The sequence below is a fragment of the Polaromonas sp. genome (assembly GCF_029945895.1).
GTDB lineage: Bacteria > Pseudomonadota > Gammaproteobacteria > Burkholderiales > Burkholderiaceae_C > Polaromonas.
Genome location: NZ_JAQSDL010000093.1, coordinates 1 through 11,476, shown reverse-complemented (window position 1 = coordinate 11,476; position 11,476 = coordinate 1). Strand labels below are relative to the sequence as shown.

Sequence of the window (11,476 nt, the reverse complement as noted above, 5' to 3'; positions counted from 1 at the left end):
CTGGATGCCAATTTCGACCTCAAGGGCCGCACACTGGCCGACCTCTACAACCTGCTGGGTGTCGTTTTGCCGGATACGCCCGCTTATGCCCTGCGCGGTCACCTGGGCAAGCAGGGTGCCGTGTGGAAGGTGGGGGCCATCCAGGGGCGTCTGGGCAAGTCGGACCTGTCGGGCGAGCTCGCCTACGACCGCTCGGTTAAGCCGGCCCTGCTGTCGGGCAAGGTGCAGTCCAGGTCGCTCGATTTCGAGGACCTTGGCCCGCTCATTGGTGTGCCGACTGGGGCGTCAGGCGCAACGACCAAAACTGTTGCCAAGACCAAGCCTTCCTCGGCCGCCAAACAGGTGCAGGCGGCCGGCAAGGTGTTGCCGACGGCAACGCTGGACTTCGAGCGCCTCAAAACCATGAATGCCGACGTCAGCTACAAGGTCGTGGATGTCAAGAACGCTGGCGCCTTCCCGCTGGATCGGTTCGACGCCCGCATTTTCCTGAAGGACGGTGTGTTGCAGCTCGATCCGCTGGACATGGGGGTGGCCGGTGGCCGGCTTGCCGGCCTGATCCGTATCGACGCCAACAGCAAGCCCGCCCTGGTGCACGCCAGACTCGAAGCCCGCACGCTGCAACTGAACCAGCTGTTCCCGCGCATCGAACGCACCGAAGGCAGCCTGGGCAAGCTCAACGGCCGGATTGATCTGACTGGCCGCGGCAGCTCCGGCGCCCAAGTCCTTGGTTCATCCTCCGGCAACGTGGCTCTGCTGATGGGCCGGGGTCAGGTCAGCAACATCCTGCTTGAGTTCATGGGGCTGGATGGCGGTGAAATCATCAAGTTCCTGGCCAGCGGCGACCGCAATGTCACCCTGCGCTGCGCAGCCGCCGCGTTTGATGTCAAGCAGGGCTTGATGACCAGCCGGGCCCTGCTGCTGGATACCACCGACACCCTGATTAACGGCACTGGTGCGATCAGCCTGGCCGATGAAACGCTGGACCTGGTGCTGTACCCGCAACCCAAGGACCATAGCATCCTGAGCCTGCGCTCACCCCTGAAAATCACCGGCACGTTTGCCCGACCGGCGGCCGGGCCCGACAAGGCGGCACTGGCAGGCCGGGCCGGCATGGCCCTGCTGCTGGGGGCGATCAACCCACTGCTCGCGCTGGCGGCCACGGTGGAAACCGGGCCGGGAAAGGATGCCGACTGTGAGCGGGTGCTGGCGGTAGCCAGCCCGGTGAAGCCACCGGACAAACCCGCAGCAGCCACCAGCGCGGCCACCAAATAACACGTCAAGTGCGGCGCCTCAGAGGCGCCGGGCGTGAGCGGCGTTCAGGCTGGCACGCTGCTGCATACCGGACAGGAGGGATGGCGTGCGACCCGCACGTGATGCCAGTCCATGTTGCGTGCGTCAAGCATCAACAGCCGGCCCGTGAGCGCCTGGCCGATGCCGCACAGCAGCTTGAGCGCTTCTGCCGCCTGCACGGTGCCAACAATGCCCACCAGGGGAGCAAACACGCCCATGGTGGCGCACTGGGCTTCCTGTACGGATTCCGTCGGTGGAAAGACACAGGCATAACAGGGTGAGCTGGTCTGGCGCGGATCGTAGACCGTCACCTGGCCGTCGAAGCGGATAGCCGCACCGGATACCAGTGGTTTGCGGTGTTTCACGCAGGCCCGGTTGATCATCTGGCGGGTGGCAAAGTTGTCGGTGCAGTCCAGCACCACGTCGGCCTGCAGGACGTGTTCGTCGAGCAGGGCAGGGTCGGCACGCCGGGTGACGGCCGTGACCTCGACGTCCGGATTGATGGCAGCGACGGCCTGCTGCACGGAGTGCGCCTTGTACTGGCCGACGCGGGCCAGTGTGTGGGCGATCTGTCGCTGCAGGTTGGTGGCATCGACCCGGTCGTCATCCACCACGGTGATGCGCCCGACCCCGGCGCTGCCCAGGTAAAGTGCGACCGGTGAACCCAGGCCGCCTGCACCCACGATGAGCGCACGGGACGACAGCAGGGTGTTCTGGCCTTCCACACCCAGTTCGTCGAGCAGGATGTGGCGGGAATAACGAAGCAGCTGGGTATCGTTCATGGCGGAAGTGACCCTGGCAGTGCAGGGCCACCAGGCGGCCAGGCGGCCAGCCCGTGCGGACCGGCAGCGGGCAGACGCGCTCAGTTTTCCTTTTTCTCTTCCTTGCGCTCGACCATGGTCTTGCTGATCATCACGGGCCGGCCCTTGAGCTGGTTGATCGCCTGCGCGAGCTGGAAGTCCTTGTCGCTGCCGAACTCGGGTGGGCGACGCTGCTCGGGGCTCTTGCGGGACTCTTCTTCCAGGCGCTTGAGGGCTTCCTCGCGGGCTTTTTCACGGCCGGGATCTTTCACTTCGGCACCCTGGCCGCTGGCGAGGTGTTTTTCCAGATCGGCTTCGCGCGTGCGCAGGGCCGCAAACGGGCTGCCTTCGAGCGTTTCATCCACCATCACGTCGGGGACGATGCCCTTGGCCTGGATCGACTTGCCGCTGGGCGTGAAATAACGTGCGGTGGTGAGCTTCAGGCCTGTGTCGGGACCCAGGGGGCGAACGGTCTGTACCGAGCCCTTGCCGAAGGTCTGGTTGCCCATGATGGTCGCGCGTTTGTAGTCCTGCAGCGCGCCTGCGACGATCTCGCTGGCTGACGCCGAGCCCTCGTTGACCAGCACCACCAGCGGCACGTTCTTGACAGCCGCAGGCAGGCGCTTGAGGGGATCTGCAGCATTGCGGCGCTGGTAGAACTCGGGTGCCGCCTTGTAGGTGAACTTGCTTTCCGCAAGTTGTCCATTGGTCGACACCACAGTGACGTTCTCGGGCAGGAAGGCGGCGGACACGGCCACGGCGGCGTCCAGCAGGCCGCCCGGGTCGTTGCGCAGGTCCAGCACCAGCCCCTTGAGGTTGGGCTCCTGCTTGTAGATCTGTTCGAGCTTGGCGACGAAATCATCAACCGTGCGTTCCTGGAACTGGCTCAGGCGGATCCACGCATAACCCGGCTCGATGACCTTGCTGCGTACCGACTGGGTGCGGATCTCCTCGCGCGTGATGGTCACCGGGAAGGTGCGATTTTCATCCTTGCGGAAGATCATCAACGTGACCTTGGTGCGGGGTTCGCCGCGCATCTTCTTGACGGCATCGTTCAGGCTCAGGCCCTTGACCGCGGTATCGTCGATCTTGGTGATCAGGTCATTGGGCTTGAGGCCGGCGCGGTCGGCGGGTGAACCCTCGATCGGCGAGACCACCTTGACCAGGCCATCTTCCTGAGAAATCTCGATGCCGACACCGACGAAGCGGCCACTGGTGCCCTCCCGGAATTCCTTGAAGGACTTTTTGTCGAAGTAAACCGAGTGTGGGTCCAGGCTGGCGACCATGCCCGAGATCGCGTCAGTGATGAGTTTTTTCTCGTCAACAGGCTCCACATAGTCGGTTTTGACCATGCCAAACACGGCGGCCAGCTGTTGCAGCTCTTCCAGCGGCAGCGGTGTGAGTCCGCCCCGTGCCACCGCCTGCAGTTGCACGGTGGTCAGCGCACCGGCGACCGCGCCGATCGAAATCCAGCCTGCTATCTTGAGTTTCTGACCCATAAACACCTTCATTGGCCCCGATTTCGGGGCAGTTGCCACAGAATTTGAAACAATATACACCTTGGAGAAAGGCCTTGACCAACAGTTCCCGCTACCGGCGCTCCCACTGGTGCCGGCATGCAAAAATATTCCAAAAACGGGCCACCTTTACCTCGCCTTGACACAGGGGCGCGTCTTGCGCCGGCCCCCGTCCGGGGCTCAGGCCTTGCCCTGCGCGGCAACCGCCGCTTCGGCTTTGGCAATGGCCTCGCTGTCACCCAGGTAGTAGTGGCGCAGCGGCTTGAGACTGGCATCGAGTTCGTAGACCAGTGGAATGCCATTGGGAATATTCAACCCGACGATGTCCTTGTCGGCAATGTTGTCGAGGTACTTCACCAGTGCGCGTATCGAGTTGCCATGCGCTGCCACCACAATGCGCTTGCCGGCCAGGATGGCCGGCGCCATGGACTCGTTCCAGAAGGGCAGCACCCGGGCCACCGTGTCTTTCAGGCATTCGGTCAGCGGCACCTCGCCGGGCTTCAACCGGGCGTAGCGCGGGTCATCGCGTTCGCAGCGCGGGTCGTTGGGCTCCAGCGGCGGCGGCGGCGTGTCATAGCTGCGCCGCCAGACCAGGACCTGCTCGTCGCCGTATTTCTTGGCGGTCTCCGCCTTGTTCAGGCCCTGCAGGGCACCGTAATGGCGCTCGTTGAGGCGCCAGCTGTGAACCACCGGCAACCAGGTACGGTCCATCTCGTCCAGCGTGTGCCACAAGGTGCGGGTGGCGCGTTTGAGCACGCTGGTGTAGGCCAGGTCAAAGTCGTAGCCCTCGTTTTTGAGCAAGCGGCCGGCGTTGATGGCCTGCTGCACCCCGGTGGCGGTCAGGTCCACGTCGGTCCAGCCGGTGAAGCGGTTGTCCAGGTTCCAGGTTGATTCGCCGTGGCGGATGAGCACAAGTTTGTACATGGTGTGAAGCGGCTTCGTGAAGTTAAAAGGGGGGGCAAGTCCCGGCGGGGTATCCGGGGCGAAAAAGGGTAAAAAAGGGCGGGCAAAAACTGCGGCAGGCACCAGATAAAGCCCAAGGAAAACCGGCAGTGCTCCCTGCATTCTAAAATCAGTCCTTAATTGCAAACACCAAGAAGGACTTACAGTGAAATTTCTCATCGACAACTGGATGCTGATCGCCATTGCGCTGGCATCCGGCGGCATGCTGCTCTGGCCTCTGATCTCCAGCGGTATGGCAGCCGGTTCGCTCAGCGCTGCCGGCGCCGTGCAACTGATCAACCGTGAGAAGGCGGTGGTCATCGATGTCTGTGAAGCCCCGGAATTTGCCGCAGGCCACCTTGCCGGCGCCAAAAACCTGCCGCTTGGACAGTTCGAGGAAAAACTGCCTGCCACCGTGAAAAACAAGGCGCTCCCCCTGATTCTGGTGTGTGCCTCGGGCGCACGCGCCAACCGGGCGCTGGCCATTGCCAAAAAACTCGGCTACGAGCAGGCCCAATGCCTGTCGGGCGGGCTCAAATCGTGGAAAGAGGCTAACCTTCCCATCGAGAAGGCCTGAGAAGCTGCCGCTGCCTATTGACCCCCGACCCGGAGATTTCGATGTCCCCTGTGAAGATATACCTGACCGCCTCCTGCCCCTATTGCATTCAGGCCAAGCAGCTGCTCAAGCAGCGCGGTGTGACCGAGATCGAGGAAATACGCGTCGACCTGCAACCGGACGAGCGCCAGAAAATGATGGAAATCACCGGTCGCCGGACCGTGCCCCAGATCTTCATTGGCCAGACCCATGTGGGCGGCTGCGACGACCTGATGGCGCTGGATGGCCGTGGTGGCCTGTTGCCCCTGCTGGCCGGCTGAGCGCGGGCTGCCCGGGGGCCTGCGGGCCGAACGGGGATAATGTTCCGTGCCTGCTGTTCAGCGGGCTTTTATTTTTCAAGCAATCCGAAAGACCATCATGGCCGAAGCCAACCTTGATCCTGTGTTCCAGATCCAGCGCGTTTACCTCAAGGACGTGTCCCTGGAGCAGCCCAACTCTCCCGAAATCCTGCTCAACCAGGAGCAGCCTGCGGTCGATATCCAGCTCGGCGTCGAGGCGACCCCGATTGCCGACGGCCTCTACGAAGTCAGCGTGACCGCCACGGTGCACACCAAGATCGAAGACAAGACCGTGTTCATGGTCGAGGCCAAGCAGGCCGGCATCTTTGAAATCCGCAACATGGCGGCCGAGCAGCTCAACGCGGTGCTGGGCATTGCCTGCCCGCAGATTGTCTACCCCTACCTGCGCGGCAACGTGGCCGATGTGATCCAGCGTGGCGGTTTCCCGCCCGTCAACCTGGCGGAAATCAACTTCCAGGCGATGTTCGAGCAGCAGCAGGCCGCGGCAGCCTCGGCGGCCCAGGAAGCCCCGCAAATCATCGTTTAAGGTCGCCGTGGTGCTGGCACTGCCCCTGGCCTTTTCATGCCCATGAAAATCGCCATCCTTGGTGCTGGTGCCTGGGGCACGGCGCTGGCCGTCAGCGCGGCCAATGCAGGCGGCACCTCCGCGCGGCATCAGGTCACCCTCTGGGCGCGAGACGCCGCGCAGCTGGCTGCCATGCAGGCGCAGCGGCTCAACACACGCTACCTGCCCGGTATCGCCTTGCCGGAGGCCCTGCTGCTGGCGGGCGGCTCCGACGCCTCGCTGGATGCCTTGCTGGTGCAGCAGGACCTGATCGTGATCGCCACACCGATTGCGGCCCTGCGCGGCATGCTGCAGCGTTTGCAACACGTGCGCGTGCCGGTGGCCTGGCTGTGCAAGGGGTTTGAAGCCCCTCTGCCAGCCCTCCCGGCCACCACCTCATCTGTCAAGCCTTTTGGGCTCCTGGCCCACGAAATACGTGCGCAGGTTGCTATCAATTCAAGAGCGGGTGCGCTCAGTGGTCCGAGTTTTGCGCAGGAAGTGGCGCGTGGCCAGCCAACCGCGCTGGTGGCCGCCAGCGAACACGCCGAGGTGCGCGACACGCTGGTCGCGGCCTTCCACAGCCCGACCCTGCGCATCTACGCCAATGACGACATCGTCGGTGTCGAGGTCGGCGGCGCCGTCAAGAATGTGCTGGCGATCGCCACCGGCCTGTGCGACGGACTGAACCTGGGGCTCAATGCCCGCGCCGCGCTGATCACGCGCGGCCTGGCTGAAATGACGCGCCTGGGCCTGGCCCTGGGAGCGCGGGCCGAAACCTTCACCGGCCTGTCGGGCCTGGGCGATCTGGTGCTGACGGCCACCGGTGACCTCAGCCGCAACCGCAAGGTCGGCCTGCTGCTGGCCCAGGGCCAGAGCCTGCCGCAGGCTGTTGCCTCGCTGGGCCATGTGGCTGAAGGGGTGTACTGCGCCCGCACGGTGGTGCAACGCGCGCAGGGGCTCGGTGTCGAGATGCCGATTTCCGAAGCGGTGGTGGCCTTGCTGGATGGGCAGGTGAAGCCCGCCGAGGCGGTGGCGGCGCTGATGGGACGGGATCCGGCGGCCGAGCTGCGTTAACGTCTGCTGCGGCTTGTCCCGGGCCGGGTTGATGGTGTTTTATGGCCCCAGCCCTTGTTTGACGGGCGCTGGCAGCTATTGAATTTATAGCGATTGCTGTTCTGCTCACCGTTCGGACTGAGCTTGGCCTGTCTTGAGCTTGTCGAAGGGTCGAAGCCTGCGCAAGTTTGCGCGGCTGTGGGCCTTCCAGCAAGCCGGGTCTCGCCCCGGCAGACGAGGCACTTTGTCTTTGCTTCGCCAAAGAAAAGTACCCAAAAGAAAGGCGACCCGATGGTCTGGGTCCCTTCGCTTCGCTGCGGGCAACCTGCGCTGCTCGACTCCGGCGGGGGTCGGCAGAACTCGCTTCGCTCGGACAACTGCCGCCCTGATCCCGCCTCCGTCTGCGCTGCTCGGCCCAGCCCGACGGGTGGGAGAATAAATTCGGATGCGGATGCGGATGCGGGTGCGGGTTCGGGGAGACATGACGCGCGAAGCGCGTCATGTCGGACTCACGGGACTGTCATGTATGCACGCGCTTGCAGCACACGCGGCCAAATGAAGCTCCCCGCCATCGCCCAGCGGGGCGAGGGAGGGGCGGGGGGAGGGAGTGGGGAGTTGAAACTACTGTCCCACGCCAGCTACTGCCGCAGCGTGATGCCGCAACGCAGAGGTCACCCCTTTTGCTGCATCTTCTCAATCCGCTCGCCCATGCGCGACAACAGATACCACCACTCGCTGTCGTCGTCTCGGTAGGTGCGCACCGCACCGGCGCGGACCAGGATCTTGCGTAGCTCATCGTCGTCAAAACCGCCCAGATGTTTTTTCAGCACCTCGAAGGACCGGTCGGTGAAGCTTTTGTGGCTCAGGAAGTGGCGCGCGGTTTCTTCGGCCATGAACTCGGTCCGGTATTGCTGCTGCAGTGCCTGGATCTGGTGCTTGAACTGCTGCCGGTTCACGGCAAAGGTGACCAGGCCGCCTACCAGTGTGCCGAGCAGGGTGAACAGGGGGGTCAGGAGGTTGGGGTCCATGGTGGGCTCGGGGTGGGTTGATCAGGGGGACTGGCCGGATTTTGGCAGTCCGCATTATTGCGGTGAATCAAGGCACCTGCAGGTTTCAACCCGTGCGCGGCCTGCGGCTTTCGGATGGGACTAAACTGGTCCTGGGCTCACGCGACGCCTGATTTTTTTCACCGCACTTGGGAGCATGCCATGGACACCACCAGCAAAGACAAACTGATCACTGACATGAAAGTGGTCCTCACCGACGTGGAGGACCTGCTCAAGGCCGCCACCGCCGCCACCGGCGAGACGGCGGCCGCGCTGCGTGAAAAGGCTGCTGTCAAACTCAAGCTTGCCACTGAAAAACTGACCGGCCTTCAGGAGGCGGCGCTGCTCAAGGGCAAGGAGGCGGCCAAGGTCACGGACGAGTATGTCCATGCCAACCCGTGGAAAGCCGTCGGCATCGCCGCCGCGGTCGGTTTCCTGATCGGCCTGCTGGTCAACCGCAGGTCATGATCGCCATGACGGGAAGCGCCGGCGTGCCGGCGTGCCTGTTGTTGCCATGAATAGCCCCTTTTCCGAACGCCCTGGCAGCGGCCAGCCGCCGCGCCTCTTCGCATCGCTGCGCCAGCTGGGCCTGACGGCGCTGTCCATGGCGCATACGCGCGTGGCGCTGGCCGGCGTTGAGCTCGAGGAAGAGTTGCAGCGGCTGATCGGCCTGTTGCTGAGCCTGCTGGGCCTGCTTGTTTTCGGTCTGGTTGGCATCCTGATGTTCAGCTTGATGGTGGTGATGGCTGTTGATCCTGCGCAGCGCGTCGCGGCGCTGGCGGTTTTTGCGGCTTTGTATCTGGGGCTGGCCGGCTGGTTCTGGTGGCGCGTGCGGCGCACGCTCGCCACGCGGCCACCCTTCCTGCAGGCCACCTTGGCCGAAATGGCGCAGGACCGCGATGCCTTGCAAGCCGCTTCTGTCGTCGCCACGCCGCGGGACGGAGACCCCCATGGATAACGCCAGCAGCCTGAGCCAGCGGGCGCTGAGAAAGCAGTTGCTGTTGATGCGCTCGGCGACAGAGCGTGCCGAACTGGTCCAGGCGCTCGGTGCGGCGCGGCAGTCGGTGACGGTGCTCAAAGGCGGTGTCCCGGGGCTGGCCCTGGTCAAAGGCTTGCCGCTGGCGCTGGGCCTGCTCAGGCGTGCGCCCTTGATCACCCCGGTGTTGTCGCTGTTGCTGGCCGGCGCGCGCCGGCCTTTGCTGCGTTACGCCTTGCTCGGTGCGGGTTCGGCCCTGCTGGTGTGGAAGGGTTACCAGTGGCTGGCGGACCAGCGTCGGCCGGCCACCGACCCGGCGGATGAACGCGACCCGCCCGCTGCCGCCTGATCTTGCGGCTGCGCGGCAGAGTGCACGTTCACCTGGCTTCTGAGTGCTCCTGAATAGATAGCTGCTTGCGCCCGTATATATTGGGCTGGAAGCCTTTTTTCTTTCAAAAACTGCAGGCTGACCTCAGATCTCCAGGTTGTCGATCAGACGCGTGGTCCCCAGCCTGGCTGCACCCAGCACCACCAGCGGCTCCGCTGCAGCGGTGGTTCCGGGCGGCAGCAGGTCGGCGCGGCGGCGTACGGTCAGGTAGTCGGGGGTCCAGCCGCGGGCGCTCAGGGCCTGCATGGCCTGGGCTTCCACAGCTTCGAGTTTGTCCAGGCCCTGTGCCCTGGCGGCCTCGCCCAGCGCCTTCAAGGCCCTGGACAGCTGCACCGCTTCAGCGCGCTCCCGGGCATGGAGGTAGCCGTTGCGCGAAGACAGCGCCAGGTCGTCCGCGGCGCGCAAGGTTTCGCCAGGGACGATGTCAATCGGCAGGGCAAACTGCTGCACCATGCGCCGGATGATCATGACCTGTTGGTAGTCCTTCTTGCCGAACATGGCGACGCCCCCGGACTTGCCGGCGAACACGCAGGAAAACAGCTTCATCACGACCGTGCTGACACCGACGAAAAAGCCGGGGCGGAAATGCCCTTCGAGGATATCGGCCAGTTCGGCCGGTGGATGCACCTTGTAGGTCTGCGGCTCGGGGTAAAGATCTGTCTCCCGCGGCGCAAACAGCACATCACAGCCGGCGGCCTGCAGTTTTTCGCAATCGGCCCCCCAGGTGCGGGGGTAGGTGTCGAAATCTTCATGCGGCGCGAACTGCAGACGGTTCACAAAAATGCTGGCCACCGTCACGTCGCCCAGCGGTCTGGCCTGGTTCACCAGCGCAATGTGGCCGTCGTGCAGGTTGCCCATGGTGGCCACGAAGGCCGGGTGCTGGAAAGGCGCCAGCGCGGTGCGCAGGTCAGGGATGGTGTGAACGATTTTCATGCGGTGCGAAGGTCGTGTTCAAAAGGGGCGACTATACAAGCGACTAGCGTGGGGCACTCCCTTTTTACCAGCCAGGGCCGCGGGTCCGGCTTTGCCGGCCCGCAGGCGCAGCGCCCCCTCGGGGGGGCAGCGAAGTACGCGAATCGACAAGCGTGGGGCCCTCCCTTTTTACCAGCCAGGGCCGCGGGTCCGGCTTTGCCGGCCCGCAGGCGCAGCGCCCCCTCGGGGGCAGCGAAGTACGCGAAGCGACAAGCGTGGGGGCCCTATTTCTACCAGGCGTGCAGGGCATTGACCGGAAACCGTTGTTGCTTGACCGCCTGCACATAGGCCTGCATCGCGCCCTGCACGCTGTGCGCTTCGGCCATGAAGTTGTGCACAAACTTCGGCATCTTGCCGAGATTCATGCCCAGCATGTCGTGCAACACCAGCACCTGGCCGGCCGTGCCCACGCCGGCCCCTATGCCTATGGTCGCGCAGTGCGTGAGTTCCTGGGTCAACGCCGCCGACAGCGCGGCCGGCACCATTTCGAGCACCAGCATGGACGCGCCGGCGCCTTGCAGCGCGTGGGCCTGGCTCGTCAGGGCGGCGGCGGCTTCATCGCCCCGGCCCTGCACACGGTAACCGCCCAGGGCATGGACGGTTTGCGGCGTCAGGCCCAGATGGGCGCAGACCGGTATGCCGCGTTCGACCAAGAAGCGCACGGTGTCGGTGGTCCAGCCACCGCCCTCGAGCTTGACCATGTGGGCGCCGGCCTGCATCAGCACCACGGCGCTGCGCAGCGCCTGCTCTTTCGACTCGTGGTAGCTGCCAAAGGGCAGGTCGGCGATCAGCCAGGCGGTGGCCTGGGCGCGACGCAGGCCACGGGCCACACTTTCGGTGTGGTGGCGCATGCTCTCCAGCGTCACACCCACGGTGCTTGACAGGCCCTGGCAGACCATGCCCAGCGAATCACCGACCAGGATGCACTCGACCCCGGCGGCGTCGGCCACGGCGGCAAAAGTGGCGTCGTAGGCGGTCAGCATGGTGATTTTTTCGCCTTGGGCATGCATCTCGCGCAGGCGCGGCAGGCTGA

The 11,476-nt window shown here is 64.5% G+C and carries 14 protein-coding genes; 8 read left to right on the top strand and 6 right to left on the bottom strand.

Going from position 1 to position 11,476, the window contains the following annotated elements:
- Window positions 1-1,272: AsmA family protein (locus PSV33_RS14120; RefSeq protein ID WP_300562835.1), on the top strand; the 1,272-nt coding region annotated here is incomplete at its 5' end.
- 44 nt (window positions 1,273-1,316) lie between these two features.
- On the opposite strand, the gene PSV33_RS14115 is transcribed toward PSV33_RS14120, so the two are convergent.
- The 3 genes from PSV33_RS14115 to gpmA all read right to left on the bottom strand — a co-directional run bounded on the left by PSV33_RS14115 (window position 1,317) and on the right by gpmA (window position 4,531).
- On the bottom strand, window positions 1,317-2,072 hold the full coding sequence (locus PSV33_RS14115) for a HesA/MoeB/ThiF family protein (protein WP_300562833.1): 756 nt from the start codon (window positions 2,070-2,072) through the stop codon (window positions 1,317-1,319).
- 80 nt (window positions 2,073-2,152) lie between these two features.
- Window positions 2,153-3,589 (bottom strand): S41 family peptidase, encoded by a 1,437-nt coding sequence (locus PSV33_RS14110; RefSeq protein WP_300562831.1) that lies wholly within the window; start codon window positions 3,587-3,589, stop codon window positions 2,153-2,155.
- Window positions 3,590-3,787: 198 nt separating this feature from the next.
- Entirely contained in the window at window positions 3,788-4,531 is a 744-nt protein-coding gene (gene gpmA, locus PSV33_RS14105; RefSeq protein ID WP_300562829.1) for a 2,3-diphosphoglycerate-dependent phosphoglycerate mutase, read from the bottom strand.
- Between the two features lie 184 nt (window positions 4,532-4,715).
- Between gpmA and PSV33_RS14100 the strand changes: the two genes are divergently transcribed.
- The 4 genes from PSV33_RS14100 to PSV33_RS14085 all read left to right on the top strand — a co-directional run bounded on the left by PSV33_RS14100 (window position 4,716) and on the right by PSV33_RS14085 (window position 7,082).
- A complete protein-coding gene (locus tag PSV33_RS14100) occupies window positions 4,716-5,126 on the top strand; it encodes a rhodanese-like domain-containing protein (protein ID WP_300562827.1) in 411 nt (136 codons plus the stop codon).
- 41 nt (window positions 5,127-5,167) lie between these two features.
- Window positions 5,168-5,425 carry a glutaredoxin 3 gene (grxC, locus tag PSV33_RS14095; protein ID WP_300562825.1) on the top strand — a complete coding sequence of 86 codons (258 nt, stop codon included), beginning with the start codon at window positions 5,168-5,170 and terminating at the stop codon, window positions 5,423-5,425.
- Between the two features lie 97 nt (window positions 5,426-5,522).
- Complete coding sequence (gene secB / locus PSV33_RS14090) at window positions 5,523-5,990, top strand: protein-export chaperone SecB (protein WP_096667270.1); 468 nt, start codon at window positions 5,523-5,525, stop codon at window positions 5,988-5,990.
- Window positions 5,991-6,032: 42 nt separating this feature from the next.
- Window positions 6,033-7,082 carry an NAD(P)H-dependent glycerol-3-phosphate dehydrogenase gene (locus tag PSV33_RS14085; protein ID WP_300562837.1) on the top strand — a complete coding sequence of 350 codons (1,050 nt, stop codon included), beginning with the start codon at window positions 6,033-6,035 and terminating at the stop codon, window positions 7,080-7,082.
- Between the two features lie 650 nt (window positions 7,083-7,732).
- On the opposite strand, the gene PSV33_RS14080 is transcribed toward PSV33_RS14085, so the two are convergent.
- Window positions 7,733-8,089, bottom strand: coding sequence for a hypothetical protein (locus tag PSV33_RS14080; RefSeq protein ID WP_096669617.1), 357 nt, complete (start codon window positions 8,087-8,089; stop codon window positions 7,733-7,735).
- 180 nt (window positions 8,090-8,269) lie between these two features.
- On the opposite strand from PSV33_RS14080, the gene PSV33_RS14075 reads away from it, so the two are divergent.
- From PSV33_RS14075 to PSV33_RS14065, 3 genes are read left to right on the top strand one after another with little or no spacing between them, the layout of a single operon-like run.
- Window positions 8,270-8,575 (top strand): DUF883 family protein, encoded by a 306-nt coding sequence (locus tag PSV33_RS14075; protein WP_300562823.1) that lies wholly within the window; start codon window positions 8,270-8,272, stop codon window positions 8,573-8,575.
- 46 nt (window positions 8,576-8,621) lie between these two features.
- On the top strand, window positions 8,622-9,065 hold the full coding sequence (locus PSV33_RS14070) for a phage holin family protein (protein WP_300562821.1): 444 nt from the start codon (window positions 8,622-8,624) through the stop codon (window positions 9,063-9,065).
- Window positions 9,058-9,432, top strand: coding sequence for a hypothetical protein (locus PSV33_RS14065; RefSeq protein ID WP_300562819.1), 375 nt, complete (start codon window positions 9,058-9,060; stop codon window positions 9,430-9,432). The genes PSV33_RS14070 and PSV33_RS14065 overlap by 8 nt, the downstream gene beginning before the upstream one ends.
- A 123-nt stretch (window positions 9,433-9,555) precedes the next feature.
- On the opposite strand, the gene panC is transcribed toward PSV33_RS14065, so the two are convergent.
- Window positions 9,556-10,404: a pantoate--beta-alanine ligase gene (gene panC, locus PSV33_RS14060; protein WP_300562817.1), complete on the bottom strand. Its 849-nt coding sequence runs from the start codon at window positions 10,402-10,404 to the stop codon at window positions 9,556-9,558.
- A gap of 269 nt (window positions 10,405-10,673) precedes the next feature.
- Window positions 10,674-11,476 (bottom strand): 3-methyl-2-oxobutanoate hydroxymethyltransferase (gene panB, locus PSV33_RS14055; RefSeq protein ID WP_300562815.1); only part of this gene is annotated, 803 nt, incomplete at its 5' end.